Origin of the sequence: Roseivirga seohaensis subsp. aquiponti (genome assembly GCF_001267955.1) — a bacterium.
Taxonomy (GTDB): domain Bacteria; phylum Bacteroidota; class Bacteroidia; order Cytophagales; family Cyclobacteriaceae; genus Roseivirga; species Roseivirga seohaensis.
Genome location: NZ_JSVA01000014.1, coordinates 1 through 24,186 on the forward strand (window position 1 = coordinate 1; position 24,186 = coordinate 24,186).

19 protein-coding genes and 3 tRNA genes are annotated in these 24,186 nt (G+C 40.4%); 16 read left to right on the forward strand and 6 right to left on the reverse strand.

Annotated elements, in window-relative coordinates; translation table 11 throughout:
- Nucleotides 1–193: 193 nt before the first annotated feature.
- On the reverse strand, nt 194–2,437 hold the full coding sequence (locus tag OB69_RS12460; protein ID WP_053224075.1) for a Tex family protein: 2,244 nt from the start codon (nt 2,435–2,437) through the stop codon (nt 194–196).
- A gap of 263 nt (nt 2,438–2,700) precedes the next feature.
- On the opposite strand from OB69_RS12460, the gene OB69_RS12465 reads away from it, so the two are divergent.
- The 4 genes from OB69_RS12465 to OB69_RS12480 all read left to right on the forward strand — a co-directional run bounded on the left by OB69_RS12465 (nt 2,701) and on the right by OB69_RS12480 (nt 5,859).
- A complete protein-coding gene (locus OB69_RS12465) occupies nt 2,701–3,366 on the forward strand; it encodes a hypothetical protein (protein ID WP_053224076.1) in 666 nt (221 codons plus the stop codon).
- 276 nt (nt 3,367–3,642) lie between these two features.
- Nucleotides 3,643–4,257, forward strand: coding sequence for a hypothetical protein (locus OB69_RS12470; protein ID WP_185096906.1), 615 nt, complete (start codon nt 3,643–3,645; stop codon nt 4,255–4,257).
- A gap of 363 nt (nt 4,258–4,620) precedes the next feature.
- Entirely contained in the window at nt 4,621–5,346 is a 726-nt protein-coding gene (locus tag OB69_RS12475; protein ID WP_053224077.1) for a peroxiredoxin, read from the forward strand.
- Nucleotides 5,347–5,457: 111 nt separating this feature from the next.
- Nucleotides 5,458–5,859, forward strand: coding sequence for a response regulator (locus tag OB69_RS12480; protein ID WP_053224078.1), 402 nt, complete (start codon nt 5,458–5,460; stop codon nt 5,857–5,859).
- Between the two features lie 5 nt (nt 5,860–5,864).
- On the opposite strand, the gene OB69_RS12485 is transcribed toward OB69_RS12480, so the two are convergent.
- Nucleotides 5,865–7,439: an ArnT family glycosyltransferase gene (locus OB69_RS12485; RefSeq protein ID WP_053224079.1), complete on the reverse strand. Its 1,575-nt coding sequence runs from the start codon at nt 7,437–7,439 to the stop codon at nt 5,865–5,867.
- Between the two features lie 131 nt (nt 7,440–7,570).
- Here OB69_RS12485 and OB69_RS12490 point away from each other — a divergent pair, with 131 nt between their 5' ends.
- On the forward strand, nt 7,571–8,761 hold the full coding sequence (locus OB69_RS12490; protein ID WP_053224080.1) for an aspartate aminotransferase family protein: 1,191 nt from the start codon (nt 7,571–7,573) through the stop codon (nt 8,759–8,761).
- A gap of 27 nt (nt 8,762–8,788) precedes the next feature.
- On the opposite strand, the gene OB69_RS12495 is transcribed toward OB69_RS12490, so the two are convergent.
- Entirely contained in the window at nt 8,789–9,613 is an 825-nt protein-coding gene (locus tag OB69_RS12495) for a glucose 1-dehydrogenase (protein WP_316931884.1), read from the reverse strand.
- Nucleotides 9,614–9,680: 67 nt separating this feature from the next.
- Here OB69_RS12495 and OB69_RS12500 point away from each other — a divergent pair, with 67 nt between their 5' ends.
- The 8 genes from OB69_RS12500 to OB69_RS12535 all read left to right on the forward strand — a co-directional run bounded on the left by OB69_RS12500 (nt 9,681) and on the right by OB69_RS12535 (nt 16,291).
- Nucleotides 9,681–10,658: a zinc-dependent alcohol dehydrogenase family protein gene (locus OB69_RS12500; RefSeq protein ID WP_053224082.1), complete on the forward strand. Its 978-nt coding sequence runs from the start codon at nt 9,681–9,683 to the stop codon at nt 10,656–10,658.
- 750 nt (nt 10,659–11,408) lie between these two features.
- Nucleotides 11,409–11,482 (forward strand) — tRNA-Ile (locus OB69_RS12505).
- 5 nt (nt 11,483–11,487) lie between these two features.
- A tRNA-Asp gene (locus tag OB69_RS12510) sits at nt 11,488–11,559 on the forward strand.
- A gap of 167 nt (nt 11,560–11,726) precedes the next feature.
- Nucleotides 11,727–11,809: transfer RNA gene (locus OB69_RS18620), tRNA-Tyr, on the forward strand.
- Nucleotides 11,810–12,486: 677 nt separating this feature from the next.
- On the forward strand, nt 12,487–13,581 hold the full coding sequence (locus OB69_RS12520; protein WP_053224084.1) for a slipin family protein: 1,095 nt from the start codon (nt 12,487–12,489) through the stop codon (nt 13,579–13,581).
- 83 nt (nt 13,582–13,664) lie between these two features.
- The gene (locus OB69_RS12525; protein ID WP_053224085.1) at nt 13,665–14,189 is read left to right on the forward strand and encodes a tetratricopeptide repeat protein; all 525 of its coding nucleotides are present in this window, start codon (nt 13,665–13,667) and stop codon (nt 14,187–14,189) included.
- Complete coding sequence (locus OB69_RS12530; RefSeq protein ID WP_053224086.1) at nt 14,171–15,592, forward strand: RtcB family protein; 1,422 nt, start codon at nt 14,171–14,173, stop codon at nt 15,590–15,592. Before OB69_RS12525 ends, OB69_RS12530 begins: the two co-directional genes overlap by 19 nt.
- Before the next feature lie 333 nt (nt 15,593–15,925).
- Entirely contained in the window at nt 15,926–16,291 is a 366-nt protein-coding gene (locus OB69_RS12535) for a response regulator (protein WP_053224087.1), read from the forward strand.
- Between the two features lie 15 nt (nt 16,292–16,306).
- Here the strand turns inward: OB69_RS12535 and OB69_RS12540 are convergent, their stop codons facing one another.
- Nucleotides 16,307–17,020 carry a queuosine precursor transporter gene (locus tag OB69_RS12540; RefSeq protein ID WP_053224088.1) on the reverse strand — a complete coding sequence of 238 codons (714 nt, stop codon included), beginning with the start codon at nt 17,018–17,020 and terminating at the stop codon, nt 16,307–16,309.
- 353 nt (nt 17,021–17,373) lie between these two features.
- Between OB69_RS12540 and OB69_RS12545 the strand changes: the two genes are divergently transcribed.
- The gene (locus OB69_RS12545; protein WP_053224089.1) at nt 17,374–19,011 is read left to right on the forward strand and encodes an ABC-F family ATP-binding cassette domain-containing protein; all 1,638 of its coding nucleotides are present in this window, start codon (nt 17,374–17,376) and stop codon (nt 19,009–19,011) included.
- A gap of 249 nt (nt 19,012–19,260) precedes the next feature.
- Here the strand turns inward: OB69_RS12545 and OB69_RS12550 are convergent, their stop codons facing one another.
- Complete coding sequence (locus OB69_RS12550) at nt 19,261–21,252, reverse strand: M1 family metallopeptidase (RefSeq protein ID WP_053224090.1); 1,992 nt, start codon at nt 21,250–21,252, stop codon at nt 19,261–19,263.
- 149 nt (nt 21,253–21,401) lie between these two features.
- On the opposite strand from OB69_RS12550, the gene OB69_RS12555 reads away from it, so the two are divergent.
- Nucleotides 21,402–22,304, forward strand: coding sequence for a hypothetical protein (locus tag OB69_RS12555; RefSeq protein WP_053224091.1), 903 nt, complete (start codon nt 21,402–21,404; stop codon nt 22,302–22,304).
- 189 nt (nt 22,305–22,493) lie between these two features.
- Here the strand turns inward: OB69_RS12555 and OB69_RS12560 are convergent, their stop codons facing one another.
- The gene (locus OB69_RS12560) at nt 22,494–23,375 is read right to left on the reverse strand and encodes a M90 family metallopeptidase (RefSeq protein ID WP_053224092.1); all 882 of its coding nucleotides are present in this window, start codon (nt 23,373–23,375) and stop codon (nt 22,494–22,496) included.
- Nucleotides 23,376–23,598: 223 nt separating this feature from the next.
- On the opposite strand from OB69_RS12560, the gene OB69_RS12565 reads away from it, so the two are divergent.
- Nucleotides 23,599–24,135, forward strand: coding sequence for a YceI family protein (locus tag OB69_RS12565; protein WP_053224093.1), 537 nt, complete (start codon nt 23,599–23,601; stop codon nt 24,133–24,135).
- Nucleotides 24,136–24,186 lie beyond the last annotated feature (51 nt).

The window sequence follows — 24,186 nt, forward strand, 5'->3', positions numbered from 1 at the left end:
ATCAGGGATCAGGGATCAGGGATCAGTTAAGACTGAGTTTTTTTCAGCAATTTGAGTTCCCTAAATGCCCGTTTTTTTTACTTTATTCTTTACCTTTTTCCTGATTTCCGCTTTACTGTTCACCTGTTTTCCTGACCAACTGTTATACTGACTTCTGTTTTCCTGATTTCCTGTTATACTGATCAACTGAACACTACCCCCCAAATTTCCCCCTCAAAGCAGCCAACTTACTGGCCATATCGCCTTCTGATTCTTTTTGAACTTTGGCTTTTGGTTTAGCTCTTTCGCTTTTCTTTACCTGAGGTTTTGCTTCGCCCTTCATTGAAAGTGAAATTCGTTTTCGGCTGGCATCTACTTCGAGTACCGTAACCTCTACCCTTTGCTGAACACTGACAATGTCGGCAGGATTGCTCACAAATGTATCCGACAAATGGCTGATGTGGACCAAGCCATCCTGATGCACTCCAATGTCTACAAAAGCACCAAAATTGGTTACGTTGGTCACAATGCCCGGCAGTTTCATACCTGCCCTTAAGTCTTCTATACTATTCACGCCCTCCATAAAACTGAAGGCTTCAAACCGTTCCCTAGGATCACGACCGGGCTTGGCCAGTTCGCTTAGAATATCCTTTAAAGTGGGTAAACCAATTTGATCGGTGATGTACTTTTTCAGGTCGATTTGCTTTCTCAGTTCTTCTTTCTGAATAAGATCTGTAACCGAGCATTTCAAATCCTTCGCCATTTGGTTGACAATGGCATAAGATTCAGGGTGTACCGCACTCTCGTCCAATGGGTTGGCAGCCCCACGAATGCGCAAGAAACCAGCCGCTTGCTCAAAGGCTTTTTCACCCAAACGCGTTACATTTTTTATAGACGCCCTGTCCTTAAACGGACCATTCGTATTTCTATATTCTACAATATTTTTGGCCAGCTGTGGTCCCAAACCCGCCACATAGGTTAGCAATTGCTCAGAAGCCGTATTGACTTCCACACCAACGGCATTTACGCAACTCATCACCACATCGTCCAACGAATGCTTTAATGCGCCTTGGTCTACATCGTGTTGGTACTGCCCCACTCCTATGGATTTCGGATCAATTTTCACCAATTCCGCCAAAGGATCCATCAGCCTACGGCCAATAGACACCGCTCCACGCACGGTAATATCTTCATTCGGAAACTCATCTCTGGCGATTTGCGAAGCAGAATAAATAGAGGCGCCACTTTCATTCACCATCACCACGGTAATGGATTTAGGCAGCCCTAAGCTATTTACAAAAGTTTCTGATTCACGGCCCGCGGTTCCGTTGCCAATGGCGATGGCTTCGATATTAAATTTCTCGGCCAAATATTTAATGGTAGCGCCCGCTTTTGCGGTTTGCCTTTGTGGTTCGTGGGGGTAAATGGCTTCAAAATGAAGCAAACTTCCTTGTTTGTCTAAGCAAACCAGCTTACAACCCGTTCTAAAACCCGGGTCGATGGCCATTACATTTTTACTACCCAAAGGAGCGGCCATCAGCAGTTCTTTCATGTTTTTAGCAAATACCTCGATGGCTTCTTCATCTGCTTTTTTCTTAGAAATCATGCGCAGTTCGGTTTCCATACTCGGCTGAAGCAAACGTTTATAACCATCTCTAATGGCCAATTTCACCTGTTCTGCACTTTGCGAATTTCCTTGGATAAAGTGTCGATCGAGCAGTTCAATTGCATCCTCTTCTGGCGGAACGGTATCCAACATCAGAAACATTTCACTTTCACCCCTGCGCATGGCCAACACGCGGTGCGAAGGTGCCTTGGCTACACTTTCTTCCCAGTCGAAATAATCTCTGTATTTCTGCGCTTCTTCTTCCTTGCCTGGATACACACGGGCTTTGAAAACGGCTTTTTCTTGAAAGAACCTACGCATTTTGGCCCTTACCTCTTGGTCTTCATTGATCCATTCGGCCATAATATCACGAGCACCCTGTAAGGCTTGCTCAATATCTTCAACCTGCTTTTCAGCATCTACAAAGTCAGCGGCTTTGGTGTACGGGTCGGCATTGGTTTGTTCAAAAACAAGCTTGGCTAAAGGCTCTAGTCCTTTTTCGCGGGCAATGGTAGCCTTGGTTCTGCGCTTTGGTTTATAAGGCAGGTAAATATCTTCTAAGCGGGCCATGGTTTCGGCCTCGTTTACTTGTTTTTCAAGTTCGTCTGTAAGTTTTTCTTGCTCTTTTAGCGACTTTAAAACCGCCTCTTTTCTTTTGTCCAGTTCGCGCAATTGCAGCACTCGATCACGAATGGCAGCAATTTCAACTTCATCTAAACTACCCGTCAGTTCCTTTCTGTAGCGGGAAATAAAAGGCACTGTACCTCCTTGGTCCAAAAGTTCTACAGTGGTGGCTACTTGCTTTGGGTTGATAGAAAGCTCTGTGGCTATTCGCTGAAAATGTGCTTGCATGTATTTGGGTTTTTAAAGGCGACAAAACTAAACAAAGATGAATTGCGAGAAAGGGTTTGAAGGGAAAAGATGTAAACAATTCAGAGTTTAAAGTTTAAGGGTTACGAATAGACTCTTCTTTGGAAATGTTAAGGTTTTTCGATAAAGTATATACACATATTACTCACAAAGGATTGAAAAAATAAAATCACCATTAGACAATCTAAATATCAAAGTGTAGATTTAGAAAGTAAGCAATACATAACATCGGCAATAATTAAAAAATGAACGAATATTTAGACCAAATATTAGACTACACGAAAATTGTTTCATTTATATTTTCAATGGTTGCTCTATATGTTTCTCTAAAGGTGTACAAACTATTTTACTTCAGAGAAGTGCAAAAGAAACAACTTGATTTGGTGTTGAAGCTAATCAAAGATTTTCAAGAATTTGACTATGTAGTTTCACTAATGAGCTATGAAAATGGAACATCTTCAAGGGTATATATTTCAGATGGTAATATATTTTCGCTTGGTAAGACGAAAAGCGATTTAAAAATATCATTATTAAAAACGGACGAAGTTGCCGGATATCCAATATATCTCACAGAGGAAGCTACAAAACAGATTAATATTTCTGAATACACACACAACCCACTAATGCCTAATAAGATATCTAATATCTTAAGAGAGATATTTCCGGACAAAATAACCTTCTCTAAATTGGGAACTACTGTAGATAGAAGTTTTGTATTGATGGATATTTCGAGAGTTTTAGACTCTAAAGAAGCAGATGAATTACATTCAAAAAAAGCTTCACCATACGTAAGTAATTTAGGAACAGATTTAGGTTCATTTATTGAAAACTCAAATGACTTAAAAAATGAACTCGGAAAGTGGTTAAAAAAAATTGGAATAAAAGACTTAAACCTAAAATGGAACAAATAACTATTGCCAACACGAAATAAAACCCATTGAAAACGGTTTTTATTTAACCGTTGGGCATAATTAACAAACAGACATGTCAGCAGGACGTCCAAGAAAGAATTTCAGCAGTATTTATGTGAAGCAACAGCTGCTCACGTATCCAACAATGATTACCAAAAAGCTCCAGCAACAACTTTCCTAAAGTATGTAATCGAGGCTAAAAGTTCCATTGAACTTTGCGTAAGAAAATTCCCAAGAAATCTGGACGGTAATTATTCATCTGACAGTTTGGATAGCATGCAACATTTACAAGCAGCCGTCCTTCCAGCCATTATGGGACACTTTGAAACATATCAAAAAGCACTGTTTGCAGGTATGTTTGACTTAACTGTATATCGCCAAAGTTTCAATTTGGACGCGTTTATCAAAAAACTAAATGACGGTAATGTCAACATCGACCTGAAGCGATTATCCGCTTACCGAAACATTGGTGCTTCATCAGTGGGGTTTATTGTGGCAGATGCATTACATGGTTGGCATGACCCTGAAAAAGTAAATAAGCATTTTGGAGCGTTTAATCTCAATTTTAAATTCTTTTCAAATGATGCCGTTGATCGCTTGAGGGTTCTTTGGCAGCTTAGGCACTCCATAGTACATACAGGAGGTACGTTAACTTTACCTGACGCTCAAAAAGTCGAAAAACTCAAGGAACATGGCGACAAGAATATTGCCTTTGAAAACAACTTCATTTATGAAGTGTGTCGTAAGTTTCACCCAATAATCAAAAGCTCTACAGAAGGAATGGGAACAGCATTTAAAGCAGCCTTGCTTGCGGACATTGACCCGGAGGCCTTAGAAAAGATTGATGAATTTTTTGAAGTAAAATCAAGCATCAATGTTTGGTTGAGATAAATAAACTATTCCCAATCGAGTAGACGGCCGTGAGCCATAAGCCCACGGTGCGCCCCTCTGTTCTTAGGTCTCGCTGAGACCCTTAATATTTAAAAGCAGAAATGTAATTAGCCCTTCAATCTAAGTAACCGCCCCTACTGAAAAATCTAATCAGCTTTGACTTATAGTCTTAGCGAGACTACACTAAGACTAGTTGAGGTTTCAAACAACTATGATAAGAGAGCTATGCACGAGTACATCTCATTCTGCTTATCGTAAGTTCTGAGTAGATCAAATAAATTGCCTCGCTCCTATGTAACAATAGTCACAAAAAACACTGGCCTTCCTAAATACCTTTATTCCATAATCTTAAAGAAAACAGTTATGGAACAGATTCAAGAACAAGAAATAATTAGCATGCCAAGAATTGGCGATGCCGCACCAGAATTTAAGGCTATCACTACACAAGGCGAAATCAATTTCCCTGCGGATTATGCAGGAAATTGGGTGATCTTATTCAGCCACCCAGCAGACTTTACCCCCGTATGTACTTCGGAGTTTATGACCTTCGCTACTATGGAAGATAAGTTTGCAGAAGCCAATTGTAAACTAGTGGGCTTATCTATTGATGGTTTATACAGCCATATTGCTTGGTTAAGAACCATCAAAGAAAAGATTGAATACAAGGGAATGAAGAACGTAGAAGTAAATTTCCCTTTGATAGAAGACATCACAATGAATGTTGCTAAGAAATATGGAATGATTCAACCCAATGAAGACTCGACAAAAGCAGTTAGGGCCGTATTCTTTATCGATCCAAAAGGAATCATTAGAACAATCATTTATTACCCGCTTAGCTTGGGAAGAAACTTTGAAGAGCTGTACAGGGTGATTATCGCTTTACAAACCGCAGATGAATTTGGAGTGGCAACACCAGCAGATTGGCAGCCTGGTGACGATGTAATTATTGGCCCTGCTGGTTCGTGCGGAACAGCAAAAGATAGAATGGAAGACAGCGAAATCGATTGTAAAGATTGGTTCTTCTGTACTAAAAAGCTCGATAAAGACCTTGTATTGGGTAAAGTACTAAACAAGAGTAAAAAAGCATAGGCTGTGTTGTTTAGGCGACTTGTGGGCATTTAATTACCCCAGTCGCCTTTATCTTTTCTGGTACTATTTTCATCGATTGATATTTACCATTCATCGAAACCTTCTAAAAACATGTCGATTAATATGGAGTTTTGGTACATGAATACTTCGCCTAAACACTCCGATTTCAAAGTTCTTATTGTTGACGACAACCCGTTGAACTTAAAATTACTTTCTGTTTTCGCTAAAAAGTGGAATCTAGATTTCGACCTTTCTACCAATGGTAAAGAAGCACTTCTTTTGGCTGAAAAAACCAACTATGAACTAATTCTTATGGATGTTCAGTTGCCCGATATGTGTGGTATTGAAGTGGTAGAAATGATTAAATCAACAGGCAGTCAGAGCCACGTAATTTACCTTACAGGTATGGACAGCATGAAAGACACGGAAATGGATGTGCTTTTAAAGCCTTACGATCCTATGGTGCTGAAAGAGAAAATCAACATGCTGAAATTGAAAAAAATGGCAGCATAAATTTATCATTTGTCCATTCGAATCAAATAAATCGGTTCGTTGTGGTAATGAAACTCTTCAATTAGGGAATAGCCCTTCTTAGGCAAATCATCAGTATACACAAAATAGTAGCCGTCTTTCAGTTCATCTGTTTGGTATAAAACGGCTTCTCGTTCTGCTTCTAAGTAATAAACAATCGTAAGCGACATTCGCACATCGCCCAATCGGTACAAAGGCTCTCCTTTGGTAATTTCAGCAATTCTTAATCCTAAGGCTTTGTCTTCGGCAGCTCCCGTGGTTTTTTGCCGGGTTACAGGCACGGTAAACGAATAACCGAGACGAAGTACCAACAGTACTCCTAAAATGATCATATAGGCCTCAATTCCCTTCTTAAGGTATAACCACCATAGCAGAACCACCAACAACTCCAAGCCAATAACAATGAATAGCAAGTGATCCACTACTTCGAGTTCCTTCACAAAAAGCATGGCCGGGAAAGTTAAAGTAGCCACCGACACCAAGAAAACGGTGATCACTTTAGCGTATTTTCGCAGCCATATGGCATCTGTTTTTTGAATGCCATACAACAAAATCGCTATTAATAGAGGGAATAAAGGGTATAAATACCTTGATTTTGCTTCGGCCGAAAACCAATACACCACAAAATTGGCTACAAATAACAATACCAAAAATACCATCAACCGATTTGACATCAGCATTCCTCTCACCTTCTTAATAAAAAGTACTGGAATAAATAAGGTAACCGGTAGAAGGTTGGCCATTGTGGTCAACGGAAAAAGAGCAATGTGTTTTAATAAAGCCGAAAAACCACCTCCAACTGCCTTATCTGCAGACTCTGAGAAAAGTGTGGTGTACCAACCACTTGGATCTTCATGAAGCGAGTAGGTATAGAAATAACCAGTCAAGACAGCAAAGAATACCAAGATTGATACGATATGCTGTATAGAAAACAGCACCTTAAACTTCTTCTCATAAATAAAGAATACCAATAATGATATAGCCAGAAAAGGCAATGAAGTAAGTCCTTTGGTCAAGAAACCAATGGCCGTAAGCAGGTAAGCAAATAAGAACAAAGGCCAATATTGTTCTAGTTTTCCAAAATGATATATCGAAACAAAAACTAAAAAAGTAACTAAAGCATAAAATAAATCTATCTCTCCTATCATGCTGAAATAGAAGAGTATATCTACACATGACATAAAACTTATAGCGGAGTAAACCGCCAGTCGCCTTCCCAACCTAAACTTGAAGAATCTGTAAATCACAACACCCGTAACCAAGGCCGAAAGCACGGAAACAAGGCGAGTAGCAAATTCAGAATAGCCACCAAAAATTTGATAAGAAAGAATGATCAGCCAATTATAAAATGGTGGTTTTCGGTAGTATAAATCGCCCGTTTGGGTAGGCACCCAAAGGTTATCTTGAAACATCATTTCCAAGGCAATCAAACCGCGCCTGGGTTCTTCTAAATAAAGCGGATAAATACCAAGGTTAACAAACAGAGCACAAAGCAACAACACCAGCATACCAGCCAGCACCCATCGCTCATTACGGTTAAAATCGCCCTCCTTAATTAACATCGCTCAAAATTAGTGCTTTCTGCGATAATCCGTTCAAACGGAAGTAGAATCAACTAATCAATTTACTTTCAGAGTACGCGGATACGTTGGTTCACTGTTTTAGTTTAAGCGATTCCTGCTTACTTTCGCACATGAATTCTGAGCGCATATTCCTTGATCACGTAGCACAAACCACCCCTTACCCACTTAAAATTGAAGTGGCACGAGCTGAAGGCACGAGTATTTTCGATACTAATGGAAAGGAATACCTCGATTTTATTTCAGGCATTGCGGTCTCTAATATTGGCCACCGTCATCCGCATGTGGTAAAAGCCATCAAAGATCAGCTGGACAAATACATGCACGTAATGGCTTATGGTGAGTTTATCCAAAGTGCGCAAAACCGATTGGCCGAAAAGCTTGCCTCACTCCTTCCTGAACAGCTTAGCACCAGCTATTTTGTAAATTCTGGAGCCGAAGCCAATGAAGGCGCGTTGAAACTGGCCAAGCGAGTTACAGGCAGAACTCAGATTATTTCTTGCAAGAAATCGTATCATGGTGGCACACATGGCGCACTGAGCGTTTCGGGCAACGAAATGAAAAAATACGCTTTCAGGCCTCTATTGCCCGATGTCTACTTTATTGAATTCAATAATATTGAAAATTTAGCACAGATTACAGAAGATACGGCCTGTGTTATTATTGAACCCATTCAAGGTGATGCGGGAGTTCGCATTCCTTCCAAAGCTTATTTAAAAGCATTGCGCCAAAAGTGCACAGAAACTGGTGCGCTTTTAATTTTTGATGAAATTCAAACGGGTTACGGACGTACGGGTTCGCTCTTTGCTTTTCAGCAGTTTGATGTGATTCCCGATATATTGACGATTGCCAAAGCCATGGGCGGAGGCATGCCGATGGGCGCTTTTATTTCTTCTAAGAAGAATATGGAGCAGCTCACCTTCAATCCAGTATTAGGCCATATCACTACTTTTGGCGGACATCCAGTAAACTGCGCAGCTGCAGTGGCCAACCTAGAAGTGATTGAAAATGAAAACCTGATTGAAGGAGTAGAAAAGAAAGGTCAGCTGATTGAGTCACTGATCGGTCACCCTGATATTATCGAAATCAGAAGAATTGGTTTGATGTTCGCGGTAGAGTTTAAAAGTGCAGAACGTGTTGCCAGAATCGTAAATCAATGTCTGGAAGATGGATTGATCACTTTTTGGTTTCTCTCTTGCCCAGAAAGCTTCCGCTTAGCCCCACCCCTCACCATTTCAGAAGCAGATATCAAACGAGGCTGTGCGATTATCAAAAATGCAATTGAATTAACGAAGGAGGACTAAATACCCAATACCCAATACCCAAATCAACTAAACCGTATATCCGCCATCCGCTGAAATCACAGCGCCCGTAACAAATTTAGAAGCATCTGAAGCCAAAAACAGCGCTAATCCTGCGATATCTTCTGGTTGGGCGAGCATAGGCAAGGCTTGCTTCATCATCACCACTTTCATAATCTTTTCATTACTCGTGAGGGCTTCGCTGAACTTGGTATCAATAAGTCCCGGACAAATCGCATTCGCACGAATGTTATCACGCCCCCATTCCCTAGCCAAAACCTTGGTCAGTTGAATCAAAGCTGCTTTACTGACAGAGTACAGTCCCAAACCATGCCCGGGGGTAATTCCTTCGATACTAGAAATATTGATGACAGAACCGCCCCCGCGACTCTTCATACTTTCGTAAGCGTATTTGGCCAAATTGAGTGGCCCTTTTACATTCACATCCATGATTTTATCAAAAGCGTCATCACCAGCTTCTTGTACAGGCCCAAATACTGGATTGGCAGCCGCATTGTTCACAATAATGTCGATACCGCCTAGGTTTTTGATGGTGCTATCCACCAAAGCCTTGATTTGTTCATCATCTCCCATATGACATGGAAAAGCCACGGCTTCCAAGCCTTTCGACTTAAATTCTTCAGCTACTTCGGCCACCGCTTCTAACTTTCTGCTCGACACCACAACCGTTGCACCTTGTTGTGCCAAAGCCATTGCAGTGAATTTTCCAATGCCCTTACTGGCACCTGTGATGATGGCTACTTTTCCTTTTAATTCAAATTTCTCAGATATCTGCATGGGTTTTTCAGCTATTGTTACGCATAGCCAAGATAAATAATTTAATTTGTTATGCATGACGAGTATTCACCTTTCGTCACTGCGAGGAACGAAGCAGTCTTTTCAAAATAAATAGAACAAAATCATGAAAGCAGTCCAATTTACCTCCCTAGGCCTACCCACCGAAGTACTTAAAGTCGTTGAACTTCCAAAACCTGAACCTGCTGAAGGCGAGATTCGAGTAAAAGTCACCAAAGCCAATATCATTCCTGCCGACATAATGTTTATTCAAGGCAAGTATGGTATCAGACCAGAATTACCTCAAATAGGTGGGTTCGAAGGCACAGGAACTGTAGATGCATGTGGTGCTGGCGTAGAAATGCCATTAGGTACAGGGGTCATTTTCACAGGCTCAGGTGTTTGGGCAGAATATGTTTGCATTCCAGCCAAAACTGCCATACCAAAACCTCAGGCCATGAGCGATGATGTAGCTTGTCAGGCCTTTGTAAATCCGTTTACCGCCTACGGTATGTTAATGGAAGCCGATTTACAAGCAGGAGATTGGCTAATGTTAACAGCGGCCAACTCAGCTTTCAGCAAATTTGTCATCCAGTTGGCTTCACAACGTGGAATCAATGTAGTAGGCACAGTACGTAGCGATGAGCAAAAGCAAGCTTTACTCGATTTGGGTGCCAAAGCCATTATCAATGAAAAAACAGAAAACATCTATAAGGCTGTAAAAACTGCAACTGACGGTGTAATGGTGAAAGCCGCTTTTGATGCTGTAGGTGGAGAGCTTGGCGACAAGGTGTTGAATGCGATGCAAGCCAATGGAAAAATGTTTGTTTACGGACTATTAAGCCTTCAGCCTATTCCGTTGAATTCAGGACTCCTGATTTTCAAAAACCTGACCATCAAAGGGTTTTGGCTCAGCACATGGATGGCTAGCTTAACCAGAGAACAGCGTTCTACTATTATTCCTGAAGTATTGACCATGCTGACCAAGCAAGAATTAAAAGCAGACGTTGAAGCTTATTATGGAATTGATAATATCGCCAAAGCCATTGAGCATATGGAAGCTCCAGGAAGAAGCGGAAAGGTGCTATTAGATATGACCAAGTAATAAAGAGTTCAGGCGAAAAATTGAATGGATATTTCATAAACCCGTAAAACCGTTTATTCAATTTCATATATGAAAACAGACATATTTCAAGTCGATTTTTATTTTTTATTCTAATTTCAAAATACTGATATACAGATATTTAAATAATTAACTTAAGCCATAAGGACAAATTACCTAAAAATTTTATTTGGATATCAGAAATCAATTTCAGTACATTTGCAGCACAGAAAAGAAAATGAAAAACAATTACTCACATATCCTTATAGCACAGCCAATGGAGACATTGTTTAGTGATGATTGTGGTGTAATTAGGCTTGGGAATATACGTTGATTTCAACATAACGAAACTTCGAAACCCGGGCCATTTGGTTCGGGTTTTTTGTTTTAAAATGGTTTGAATATGCAAAAGAAAATAGAACGATTAAATATGTGGATTTCACCTATGGATAACCTGAGTCATTATGATTCTGGAGCCGGTGAAATACGTCTTTTGCAAAAAGATCGGGGAATTATGACTTGACAATACCGTACTCACGGCATTGAAAAGCCCGATCTGCACAAGGTCGGGCTTTTTTTATGGCCATTAATGGCTAGAAGTTAAGTCCCACTCCAACCTCCCCCAAGGGAGGATAGTAGCGGAGGTAAGTAAAACATTTCGGTAAAAGCCGACAATGCCAATCTCCCCCGCTGCCCGTATGCTGAAGCTAGAGCGCAAGCGTGGCGGGGGCAGAGGGTGGACAAAAAGTAAAATGTCCCATAGCTCAACTGGTTATAGTACCATTTTTATAAGCTGGTGGTTCGGAGTTCGAGTCTCCGTGGGACAACATACGGTGCCGTAGTTCAGGGGTAGAATAAATCACTGTCTATGATCAGGTCGAGGGTTCGAATCCCTCCGGTACCGCGCTAAAGGAGAGGCAGAACGAGTGTCTCCTCAATTTGGAGAGTGGTTAGAGCCCACAAGTAGCCTTTCGTTTGGGCTGCGATGTTTGAAAAAGCTCCAAAGCAAATAGCAGGTTATCCTGAACAAGGGATGGTTGATCGCCAGAACGATGAATGGATAACCTACATGGAAATGCGATAAAGCAGGAGAGTTATGTCGGTCTGTAAAACCGATGCGTAAGGCTGAGTAGGTTCGAATCCTACCATTTCCACGGGATTACAACAGGTAGAAGACCTGATGTGGGTTTCAGTAGAGCCCTCATAGTACCGAGCCAGTAGGCCACGGTATGCTGCTTATTATTTGGTGAAATCCCACCATAACTTGGTTGTCGGAGGTTCGAATCCTCCTCCCACAAAATGGGGTAGCTCAGTTGGTTAGAGCACCACGCTGTTAACGTGGATGGATTAGGGATCCATTTTCAGAAGTACCGACTTCTTAAAAAACGGTGACACCTGAAAGGGGTGTCGGGCAGACCCCATAGTAATCCTTAGGGAGAACTATGGAGCATTTTGAAAAATACCAGAGCAACAGGATACCGTCTGATGCAGTTGATGACTTTCTGGAAAAGAGATGATTGAAAAGAGAAGAATTTCTCCACTCATGATTCAAACTTTCAAAAACTCATTGGTGAATTCAGACTCAATGAAGCTCCCGTTTTAGACAAAAGGTTTGCCATCTCCCCTTTCTATTTTGAATGACATTATTTGGCCAATAGTGATAGATAACGTTAAACCGAGGTTTGACAAAAGGATTGAATGTTTTTGGAAGTCATCCTGAACTTGTTTCAGGATCTTTCTCAGTTGATTTTGACGGACGGATTCTGAAATAAATTCAGAATAACCAGTGATCATTCAAGCCTTTAAAGAAAGCCTCACAAACAATTGAAAAATGAAAAGGATACGAATCAACGAAGGAAAAGTGGGATTGGTTTTCAGAAAAGGCGATTACAGAACCGTAATCACCGCAGGTACCTACTGGGTATCCGTTTTCGATCAAGTAATCGAATATGACTTGGCCAAACCTTTCATTGCACCAAAAGAATTGAATATTCTTTTGAAAGATAACAAGTTGGCAGCATTGCTAGAGGTTGTCGATGTGAAGGATAATGAAATTGCAATGCAGTATGTAGATGGAAATTTCAAAACTGTATTATCTCCAGGAAAGTATGCTTTCTGGAAAGGGCTTATCGATTACAAGTTTGTGAAAGCTGACTTAAGTAAAATTGAAATTACTGAGCCAGTTGACCTTACAGTAATGAAGAGAAAGGAATTGGTGCCTTACATCAGGGTCTGCAAAGTGGAGACTTACGAAAAAGCCATCCTATTCGTAAACGGTGAGTTCTACAAGCAATTAAATGCAGGCGAATTTTACTTCTGGAAAAACGAAGTGACTTTAAGCTTGCTAAAAGCCGACATGAGACAATTGCAAATGGAGGTGTCTGGTCAAGAAATTTTGACCAAAGACAAAGCCCCATTAAGGATCAACTTTTACAGCCAATACAAGGTGGTGGATATTGTTAAAACCTTGGTGGAGAATAAGGATGCCGAAAAGCAATTGTATGTGTTAATGCAACTGGCCTTAAGAGAGTTCATTGGCATGTTTACTTTAGATGAATTGCTTGAGCAGAAAACTGCGATTGCTGATTACGTAAAAAGTACCCTTAAAGACAAGGCGAAAGACTTGGGGATTGAGATCAAGGACTGTGGTGTCAAGGACATCATTTTGCCTGGTGAAATCAAAGACATCATGAACCAAGTATTGGTAGCTCAAAAGCAAGCACAAGCCAACGTAATCACCAGAAGGGAAGAAACAGCTTCTACAAGAAGCTTGTTGAACACCGCTAAATTGATGGAAGACAACGAAATGTTGTTCAAGTTGAAAGAGATGGAATATGTTGAAAAGATCGCGGATAAGATCAACAACATCTCACTCTCTGGTGGTAACCAAGTGGTAGATCAATTGAAAGAGATTTTCTCTAGGTAGTTGATAACCGCTAAAAAGCTAATTATGAAACAATTAAATAAAACCTGAGGGCAGGTATCCCCTGCCCTCTGAATTTAAATACAATGGACATTTACGAAGAATACATCGAAAATGTGATTCAGTTGGCAGAAGATGCCATGTATGATGGACGCTATGAAGAAGCCAAAAGACTGTTTGAAAACGGGCTGATGGAAGAACCAGGCTACCCGAAATTACACGCTAAATTAGGTGACATGTATCATTATCACCATATTAATCTGGCATTGGCCGAAAGGCATTATCAATTGGCCTTACGTTTTAAACCAGATTATAAGGAGGTATATGAAGAACTCACAGCACTCTATCTGAATCATAAAAAGTACGAAGGAATTAAAGTATTAATGAAAAAAGCCATTAAGGTTGATTGCATTGACAAAACCTTTGTTCACGAAAAACTCGGAATGGTTGAAGAAGCCCTTGGGAATTATAAGGAAGCAATTGCCCATTACCGAAAAGGCCTTTTTGCTTCATTCGACAATGACAATGTGGATGAACTAAAAAAGCATATTAAGAGGAATAAGTACAAGAGAATTAAAAACCGTTGGAAATTATGGCAACGAGAAAATTAACTGGAAAAGACTTAAGAAAGCTCGGATTTCCTGAAGGCAGAGCCATTGGCGAAGCCATGAAGGTATTGGAAGAGCATTTCAAAGGAAAATCCATTCTACATAAGAAAGCTGCTTTAAAGAAAGTGGTTGAAAACCCTGGCCTATATTTGAAACATGAAGCACTTGGCCCTGTGGCAATGGCTTTAATCATTAAAACAGAGCATAATGAAACTTTGGCTTTGAGGGAAAAGCGGATACCATATAGTATATATGGAGCGGAAGGTATTGAGCAAGGCGCAATCAACCAAATGGAGATTGCAATGAAACTGCCAGTAACCAAGCATGGAGCACTAATGCCCGATGCGCACCAAGGCTATGGTTTACCAATTGGAGGCGTATTGGCCACAAACAATGCGGTAATTCCTTATGCTGTCGGTGTCGATATCGGATGTAGAATGTGTATGACCATTTATGACATTCCACCTGCTTTTGCCCATCAAAGTACTGAAGCTTTGAAGAACATGCTTTTGGAGAATACCAAATTTGGTCAAGCGGTTTTTAAAAGACCAAAGGACCATGAGGTGTTAGATAGAGGACTTTTCAATGAAATCAATATTTTGAAATCATTGAAAGACAGAGCTTGGATGCAAATTGGTTCTTCTGGTGGTGGCAATCACTTTGTGGAATTCGGTATTGCTGAAATTCTGAATGGTGACAATGAATTCAACCTGCCAATTGGCAAATACCTTTCGGTGCTTTCTCACTCGGGATCGAGGGGAGTTGGTGCTAATATCGCGAGACATTACACCAAGCTGGCCATGGATATGACCAAATTACCGGGAGAAGCCAAACATTTGGCTTGGTTGGATTTAGACACTGAAGCTGGACAGGAATATTGGTTGGCCATGAATTTAGCAGGCGACTATGCTTCGGCTTGTCACCATCAAATTCACGAAAGATTGGCTGCTGCCTTGGGAGAAAAGCCTCTAGCATTGATTGAAAACCACCACAACTTTGCTTGGAAAGAGCAAGATTTAGATGGAAATGAAGTCATTGTGCATAGAAAGGGAGCCACTCCAGCGGGTGAAGGAGTTTTAGGAATTATCCCGGGTTCAATGACTTCTCCTGGTTTTATTGTAAAAGGCAAAGGGAATCTAGAATCCATCAATTCAGCTTCGCATGGAGCTGGAAGGGTACTTTCTAGAACCAGAGCCAAGCAAACGCTTTCTAAAAAGGAAGTCAAAAAGCACATTAAAAAAGCTGGGGTAACGCTGATCGGCTCAGGTTTAGATGAAGCCCCTCAAGTATATAAGAATATTCACGAGGTAATGGCGCACCAAACCGAGTTAGTTGAAGTTTTGGGCACCTTCACACCCAAAGTGGTAAGAATGTGTGGAGATGAGAGGTTTGGAGAGGTGGATTAGTTCCACCTCTTCTTTTTTGTTTAAAGCCTTTTGTGCTGAGTATGTGTTATATACTTACTTCATTCAGTAGTTATCAACCAACTATTCGTGCCAGAAACAGGAAAAATTAAAGTTGAAACCATTTTCTTGTAACAGGCAAAGACGGTAGCTGCCAGTAAATCTTTAAACTTTACCTTCTTGATTTATCAAGGATTGATTGTATCTTTCCAACCATCAACTAACACAAGCCTGAGTATAATCATATACGTGAGTATATCTGAGATTAGAGTTCAGGGATCTTTCTCCGCGTTTAACTTTCATCTTGTTACTTTAAAATATCATATATTTAAATTTATGAAAAGCGTTTTGATCATTGATGACCATGAAGACATGCGTAAAACAACAGCCGACTTTGTGAGTATGTTGGTCGATGGTGAAGTCGAAATTGACGAAGCCCAAGATGGAGACCATGCGCTGTTATTAATAGAAAAGAAAAAGTATGATTTGATTATATCCGATCAGAATATGCCTAAATTATCAGGTACTGAATTAGCTTCAATACTTAGCAAATCTGGCAAATTTAAAACCGATAAATTTCTAATTATTACTGGTGCTGATGCTAAGGACATTAACTTAAACCCGGACTTGAAAGTTGAAGTGTTTGACAAAGCTCACCTTATTGAAAAAGTGATTCCTAGAATTAATGAATTATTGACTTAGTACGTTTAAGCGAATTTAGTCGACTTTTTTAACCTCTAACAGTCTATACTTTTCACCATAATCAAATACATCAACCCCTTCGTTTCGCTTTAACCATTTGGTAGCATAATTTGTGAGTGGCAAGGCAATAATTTCATACACCATTTTTGTCAATATTCCCGAACCAATCATAATAAGAAGTTGATTAAAAGAATAAACTCCATAAAAAGCAACTATAGTAAATACTATAGAATTAAGCCCCTGACCTACAAGTGAAGAACTAAGCGCCCTTAGCCAAAATCGCTTTCCTCGATCCCATATTTTCATTTTCGACATTACCATTGCATTAAGGTATTCACCAATAAAATAGGCTATCATTCCTCCGGCCACAACCCTAGGTACAAAGCCTACAATTGCTGAAAATTCACTCTGAAGCTCCCAGTATTCAGGGTAAGGCAGTGCATCACCGATTAAAAACATAACACTCATCAGTAATTGACAAAAAAGACCTGTCCATATCACTCTGCGTGTAATCTTAAACCCATAAACTTCTGCCAGTATATCGCCAGATATAAATGCAATTGGGAAAGTAATGATACCAGCTGGTGCATCTAAAAAGCCGAGTGTAATTACTTTCATCGATAATATGCTGGATATTAAGAGTGTGGTAACAAAAAACATACTTACAATATGTAAGTACTTAAAGCCTTCAATGGGCTTCATTTCAGTATTTTTTACGTCTAAGCTCATTCGTACACCTTTTTAAAAAAAGATAAAGCTTGAAAAATAATGGTGTTAACTATATTCATATTTACACGCGGTTAATGTGTACGTAACTCGATGGAGCAATGAATAGTTATTAGTCGTTCTGATTAAGAGGAATACAAAAGTACAATTTGTAGACGATTAAAAATACCCAAAAACCGATATTCTTGTTTAGGTTCACTGTATTACTGATTTAATAAAAACAGTAACCACTAAAACTCTAACATAATGATCACCTACAATAACCGTATCAAATAGATTTCACCTATTCGATATCTTTTCTTCCAATAGCACTTACCTACTTCAAATCTATATCTTTGCGGCCAAATTAATCCCTTATGATTTCAGTAGATGCCGTTGGTGTTGAGTTTAGTAGCACCACCCTATTTAGCAATGTTACTTTTAATGTGAACGACAATGACCGTATTGCCCTAATGGGGAAGAACGGGGCAGGAAAATCCACTTTGTTAAAAATTATTGCTGGAGAAAGTAAACCTACCCAAGGCAAAATTTCGGCTCCTAAAGATGCTGTTGTGGCCTACTTACCGCAACATCTACTGACTAAAGACGAGTGTACTGTTTTTGAAGAGGCTTCTAAAGCCTTCTCAAAAATCATCAACATGAAAAAGCAGATGGATGATTTGACTCATCAGCTAGAAACTCGTACTGATTACGAATCTGATGCGTACAGTAAAATCATAGAGCAAGTTTCTGAACTCAGCGAAAAATACTACAGCATTGAAGAAATCAATTTTGATGCTGAGGTAGAAAAAACCTTAATGGGATTGGGTTTCGTTCGTTCCGATTTAAACCGCTCTACCAGCGAGTTCAGTGGTGGATGGAGAATGCGTATTGAATTGGCTAAAATCCTTTTGCAGAAACCTGACCTTATTCTTCTCGATGAGCCTACAAACCACTTGGATATTGAATCGGTACAATGGCTAGAGGATTTCTTAAAAACCAGTGCTAAGGCGGTAATCGTAATCAGCCACGACAAGGCCTTTGTCGATAACCTCACCAACAGAACCATAGAAATTACGAGAGGCCGTATTTACGATTACAAAACCAATTATTCACATTATTTAGAGTTACGCAAAGAAAGGCGCGAACAGCAGCAAAAGCAATTTGACGATCAAGCCAAACAAATTGCAGAAATTCAGCAGTTTATAGATCGTTTTAAGGGCACTTATTCTAAAACTTTACAAGTTCAATCTAGGGTAAAAATGCTTGAGAAAATGGAAATTGTGGAAGTAGATGAAGTAGATTCTTCTGCTTTAAATTTGAAGTTCCCTCCTGCTCCTCGCTCTGGTAATTACCCAGTAATTGCAGATGGCTTAACCAAAAAATATGGTGACCATACGGTTTTCAAAGATGTATCACTCACCATCGCCCGTGGCGAAAAAGTAGCTTTTATTGGTAAAAATGGTGAAGGAAAATCCACTTTTGTAAAAGCCATGATGGGCGAAATTGATTTTGATGGAAGCTTACAGATTGGGCACAATTCTATGATTGGCTATTTTGCGCAAAATCAGGCTTCGCTCTTAGACGAAAACCTCACCGTTTTTCAAACCATAGATGAAATTGCGCATGGCGATGTGCGTACAAAAATCAAAGACCTTCTTGGCGCTTTTATGTTCTCTGGCGATGCCATTGAAAAGAAAGTGAAAGTACTTTCAGGTGGTGAACGTACCCGTTTGGCAATGATCAAATTACTGCTTCAACCGGTAAATGTTTTGATTCTGGATGAGCCTACCAACCACTTGGACATTCGCACCAAAGACATTTTAAAAGATGCGCTTAAAGCATTCGAAGGTACATTAATTCTAGTTTCTCACGACCGTGATTTCTTAGACGGTTTAGCTACCAAGGTATTCGAGTTCGGAAATCAACGCATTAAAGAACACTTCGAAGATGTTACAGGATTCTTAAGAAATAAGAAACTTGAGAATTTAAGAGAAGTGGAACGTAAGAGTTAGTGGCTGGTGCTCAGTGTTTAGTTACGTCACTGCGAGACGCAGGCCATGCGATAGCAATGGCCTGCAACGAAGCAGACTCACTTTCGATTTTCAGCAAAAAACTGGTTACGTATAGAGAACAGATTACTGCATCATAGTCTTTCACTATCGCGAAGCCTATTTCTCGCAATGACAACAAAAAAGGGCTTACTAAATCAATTAGCAAGCCTTTTTACAATCTACTGTGCACGGAACACTAAATATTACCTCCTATTTGTTTTCCCAAACGTTGTCCGCAGCATTGTTGTCTGGGAATCTGCCGTCAGGGTCAAGCGTGATCTTCTTGATTTTTCTTCCACCAAATTTCAATTCAGCATTGAAAGTACGATCGCCATTAAACCAAACGCTGGCTGGCCAAGTAACAACGGCTGTATTGGCGTCAATCATTTTTGCATTGCTCATTGACTTGATGGCCGGACCACTCGTTTCAAATTCAACCTTAAGGACCACTGGTGAAGGCATTTGACCAGCTTGGTGTACCGTAACATTGGTAGTTGATCCTGTACTCACTTTCTGTATTGAACCATTCACCGACTCGGTAGTCCATAACCAATAGTACCAAAACCACTCAAGATTTTGCCCTAATTCATTATTCATAAAGAACACGTAATCCCAAGGCGAAGGGTGTTTGAAAGCCCAAGTTTTGGTGTATTTCTTCATGGCGTTGATTACAGCTTCATCTCCCACTATTCCTCCTAACATTGATAGCATTAAAGGCGCTTTACTGTAAGTTTGGAAGCTATATCCGTCTCCAGCGTAGTTTGACAACCACATCATTGTCGCTTCATCATCATCTCCACTTCTACGACCGTAGCTCGCTCCTCTTCCATTCAAATTAGCAGGTTGGCCTCTACTATCGGCAGCAGAAAGAATGTTCATGTAGGTATTAAAGCCCTCGTCCATCCAGCCATAACGGGTTTCGTTGGTACCCACCATCATTGGCCACCATTGGTGCGCCACTTCATGATCGGCAGCTCCTTGGTTAGAGTTTACCACCATCGGGTATTCCATTCCAGCACTTGGCCCATCTTGCATGGTCATTTGGGGGAAAGGATAAGGCGCCCAAAGCTCAGAATAGAATTCCAAAGCATGTCTTGTAATCTCTCCGGCTCTTTCGAAAAGTCTTGCTCTTTCTGGTAAGTATACCATGTGAATTGGAATTGGTCCTTTTTCAGGAATAGTAGCTCTTGTGGCTGTCCACATAAAGTCTGGCGAAGCAGCCCAAGCAAAATCATTCACTTTATCAGCTACAAAACGCCAAACCAGGCTTTCTCCTTCTGCAGTAGCTTTTCCAGCTCCTCTTTCATCTTCACCTACAATTACAATTTCATCATCAGAATCAAGCACTTTGGTTAAACGCTCTCGTGTTTGGGCTGAAAGCACTTCTTCAGGGTTTTGCAAAATTCCTGTTCCACTTACGATCCAACCTGCAGGTACGTCAATACTTACATCAAAACGACCGAAGTTATTGAAGAACTCAGTTGGGCCTAAATAAACATTCGTTTCCCAACCACGCATATCGTCAAATTTAGCCAAACGCGGAAACCACTGTGTAGGCTGAAAAACATTGCTTCCCCAACGTTGGGTCATTCTATGCCCTCTACCGTTTTCGCCACCTGGTAATTTGGTATTCCAATCAATTTCTAAAGTACCAGTGCTTTTTGCTGGAATTGGCTCAGCCAGAAAAATGGTAGCAACGGTTTGTTGCAGACCCATTACCTGTAATTTCGGCTCCCCACCTCTTCTTCTAAAGCTAGTACGAGCGCCTAAATCTACTTGGTCGCCATTCACCACTATACGTGTAACGACCATTCCCTCAGTAGTTTCTGCCGGAACAGAAGAACCTCTAGGTACATCTGCACGGAAAATATTATGATCCAACCTCAGTACAATTCTGTCCATCGGCTGATTGCTATTATTATGAATCTTAATCACTTCGCTACCCCAAATGGTCTGAGTTTGCGGGTTTAAAGTGGCTTTAATGGTATAGTCAGTTTCTAATTGCCAATAATTTGGCCCGGGTTTCCCTGAGAAACCTCGAGTCTTGGCCTCGAAAGCATTCATAATAGGATTAGGAAGCGGCACATCCATTCGGATAGCACGCTTTGAAGTTTCTACAGACTTCCTTAATGGAAGTGGGTTCTGCGCCATCACTACTGTAGTAGTGATCAGCATAAGAAAGGTAAACAGGCGTTTGATCATTGTTTGAGTTTTTATAAAAAATGAGATAATAAATTACTTAATAAAGCACAATATAACTGCGAAACACGACAGACAAAAATGATCTTTGTTTAGTGGTTTCAATTTTTAAAATCCGTGTAGCTCACTAAATTAGGGGTAAACAAAACAATATGACCAAAAGGAAGATCACTCAAAACTTTATCATTTTCAGCTTATTGCTTCTTAATTTCTCATTCGCCAATGGGCAAACCATTCTTGAAGACAGTGTAATGAATGGAAACAACTTCCAAAAAGCAGCTTTTCGCTTATGGATTGGAAAGGACATTCAAAGAGTAAGAGGTGTAATCGTGATGGTTCCCGGCTCGAATGGCAATGGCCGTGACATGGTATACCAGCCAGAGTGGCAAGCCTTGGCCAATAAACACAACATGGCAATTTTGGCGGCAGACATTAAAGACAAACGCAGCCCGAATATGGCTATTGAGCAATATGCTGATGTGAAAAACGGAACGGGTCAGGCCATGTTAGACGTACTGAACCGATTGGCGACAAAAAGTGGACACCCTGAATTGAATACTGTTCCATTTGCTTTATGGGGTATGTCGGCTGGTGGTGAATTCAACTATGAATTTGCTTGCTGGAAGCCAGAAAGGGTAATTACGTTTATCGTGAATAAAGGAGGCGTTTACTATACGGCCTTGGCTTCTGAGGCCACACGGGCAGTGCCAGGCGTTTTCCTCACAGGTGAAATAGATAACCCATATCGTAATAACATTGTAAAAGGTATTTACTCTGTCAACCGCAGGTTTGGCGCTAAATGGATTTTTGCTGAAGAACCCGGCCAAGGACATGAATTTGCTAAATCTGAAGCATTCACCTTGAAATACTTTGACGAAATCATCCCTATTCGACTTGATGAAAACGGCAACCTAAAAGCATTAAGCGAAAAGGCTTTTCTAGGCGAAGTAGGCACTGGAAAAGTAGCCGCTACTGGCTTTAAAAACTCATTTACAGACATTACTTCTTGGTTACCAAACACTGCTATTGTTGATTTGTGGAAAACGCTTTTTTAGTAAAAAACTATCCTAGTTGCCGCGTCTCCTCCGGTCGCTGCGTCTCGCTGCGACCTTACCACTGTAAAAACTGAATTGTTATAATCTCTTTTCAATCTCAGTAACCACAGCTACTAATAAAATTTAATCAACTTAGTCTTTTAGTCTTAGCGAGATCAAGACTAGAACAATGGAATTATCCTTCGATCCTCACTCCTTTCCACAGCAATGCTTGTACTTCTTTCCGCTGCCGCAGGGACAGGGTGAATTGCGGCCAATGGCTTTGGGTCTGGAGTAAGAATCCTTGTCAATTACAGCGGTTAAATCTTGATGAAACACTTTGCTGAGGGTTTCATACAATTGAGGATGCTTCTCTTTGAGCAAATGGGGTCTTTCAAAAAAGTATTCACTGGCTACGGCAAAAAACTCTTGTCGGTTGGTGGTGCCATAACCATCAATATCGGAGTGACTGGCCAGTATTTCGTCTGTTTTCTTTTTCACAAAGTCCAACCAAGGTAATGCGTAGGCTTTGTCTTCAAAGCCGGGAGGAATACCGTCTACTTCACCGTTTTCTTTATCGAATAAATGTGCAAACTCATGAATGCCCACATTCTTCTTGTCGTTGGTAATATCGAAACCCGCATGCAAAGCAGGTTTGGATAGGATCATTTTACCTTCCATAGCACCTGTGCCCACCATTCCAGTAATGATTTCGGTTTTACTTCCAATATTATAATTCCGGTCGAAGGAGCTTGGGTAGAGCAGCACTTCATCTAAGTATTTGTAATTCCAAGCCGGAAAGCCAAACAAGGGAATAACGGCACTACTGGCCACCAAAAGCCGATCTACCAAATCCACTTCGGTTTGGACTCCTGTAACCCGTGTTTCGGCTAAAAACCGTTGAATATCCGATTCGAACTGCTGCTGCTGATGGGCATTTAGATTACGGTAAAAGTGGACATGCTCGGTGAGAACGGCTTTCCATTTAGATGGAGTAGCCATAAGTTGAGTTACCTCTTTATCACTCTTGTTGGACTTCTTGAGTGCTAAAATCAAAATAATAATCAGACCAAGGATAATACTAAATACCATAAGCTGCAAAGTATTATAAATCCTTTACCTCAGCAATCAGTTTTTCCAATGAATCTTTTTCTGCAACAATAAGCAGACTGATTTGACTCTTAAAATTTAGTGACACGCAGTAATGAATAGAAAGGACAATTGATTTCGAGTAAAAATATTTGAAATATTTTGAACTATATGTACGTACATATAGTTTGATGTCTTGAACGTGAACATAAAAACAAATTAGCATATGGAAACTTTAACAAAAACCACATGGAAAATTGACCCTACACATAGCGAGGTTCAATTCAAAGTAAAACACTTAGTAATCTCAACTGTAACGGGCTCCTTCAAAAGTTTTGAAGGTGGATTATCAACTAATGGAGACAATTTTGATGGAGCAAATGCCACCTTCAGCATTGACACATCTAGCGTAGACACCAATGTAGCAGATCGTGATGCACACTTGAAAAGCCCTGAGTTTTTCGATTCAGAAAATTATCCAAACATGATTTTTAAAGGTGTTTTAAAGCAAGTTTCAGGAGACGATTACAAATTAGTAGGTGACTTAACCATCAAAGAAACTACTAAACCTGTGGAATTGGCTGTAGAGCATGGTGGTATTATGAAAGATGGCTACGGACAAACCAAGGCTGGTTTTGAGATTACTGGCAGTATCAACCGTAAAGAGTTTGGTTTAACCTGGAGCATGGTAACCGAAGCTGGTGGAGTTGTGGTTGGTGACAATGTAAAATTGTTGCTCAACGTGCAGTTAACCAAAGCATAATTAAAAAGTAGAGTAGAGTAATAAAGCCAGTTTAGACGATGTTTAAACTGG

Coding starts and splice junctions, on each gene's coding strand:
- OB69_RS12460 (WP_053224075.1), bottom strand. CDS start 2,437: ATGCAAGCACATTTTCAGCGAATAGCCACAGAGCTTTCTATCAACCCA.
- OB69_RS12465 (WP_053224076.1), top strand. CDS start 2,701: ATGAACGAATATTTAGACCAAATATTAGACTACACGAAAATTGTTTCA.
- OB69_RS12470 (WP_185096906.1), top strand. CDS start 3,643: ATGCAACATTTACAAGCAGCCGTCCTTCCAGCCATTATGGGACACTTT.
- OB69_RS12475 (WP_053224077.1), top strand. CDS start 4,621: ATGGAACAGATTCAAGAACAAGAAATAATTAGCATGCCAAGAATTGGC.
- OB69_RS12480 (WP_053224078.1), top strand. CDS start 5,458: ATGTCGATTAATATGGAGTTTTGGTACATGAATACTTCGCCTAAACAC.
- OB69_RS12485 (WP_053224079.1), bottom strand. CDS start 7,439: ATGTTAATTAAGGAGGGCGATTTTAACCGTAATGAGCGATGGGTGCTG.
- OB69_RS12490 (WP_053224080.1), top strand. CDS start 7,571: ATGAATTCTGAGCGCATATTCCTTGATCACGTAGCACAAACCACCCCT.
- OB69_RS12495 (WP_316931884.1), bottom strand. CDS start 9,613: ATGCATAACAAATTAAATTATTTATCTTGGCTATGCGTAACAATAGCT.
- OB69_RS12500 (WP_053224082.1), top strand. CDS start 9,681: ATGAAAGCAGTCCAATTTACCTCCCTAGGCCTACCCACCGAAGTACTT.
- OB69_RS12520 (WP_053224084.1), top strand. CDS start 12,487: ATGAAAAGGATACGAATCAACGAAGGAAAAGTGGGATTGGTTTTCAGA.
- OB69_RS12525 (WP_053224085.1), top strand. CDS start 13,665: ATGGACATTTACGAAGAATACATCGAAAATGTGATTCAGTTGGCAGAA.
- OB69_RS12530 (WP_053224086.1), top strand. CDS start 14,171: ATGGCAACGAGAAAATTAACTGGAAAAGACTTAAGAAAGCTCGGATTT.
- OB69_RS12535 (WP_053224087.1), top strand. CDS start 15,926: ATGAAAAGCGTTTTGATCATTGATGACCATGAAGACATGCGTAAAACA.
- OB69_RS12540 (WP_053224088.1), bottom strand. CDS start 17,020: ATGAGCTTAGACGTAAAAAATACTGAAATGAAGCCCATTGAAGGCTTT.
- OB69_RS12545 (WP_053224089.1), top strand. CDS start 17,374: ATGATTTCAGTAGATGCCGTTGGTGTTGAGTTTAGTAGCACCACCCTA.
- OB69_RS12550 (WP_053224090.1), bottom strand. CDS start 21,252: ATGATCAAACGCCTGTTTACCTTTCTTATGCTGATCACTACTACAGTA.
- OB69_RS12555 (WP_053224091.1), top strand. CDS start 21,402: ATGACCAAAAGGAAGATCACTCAAAACTTTATCATTTTCAGCTTATTG.
- OB69_RS12560 (WP_053224092.1), bottom strand. CDS start 23,375: ATGGTATTTAGTATTATCCTTGGTCTGATTATTATTTTGATTTTAGCA.
- OB69_RS12565 (WP_053224093.1), top strand. CDS start 23,599: ATGGAAACTTTAACAAAAACCACATGGAAAATTGACCCTACACATAGC.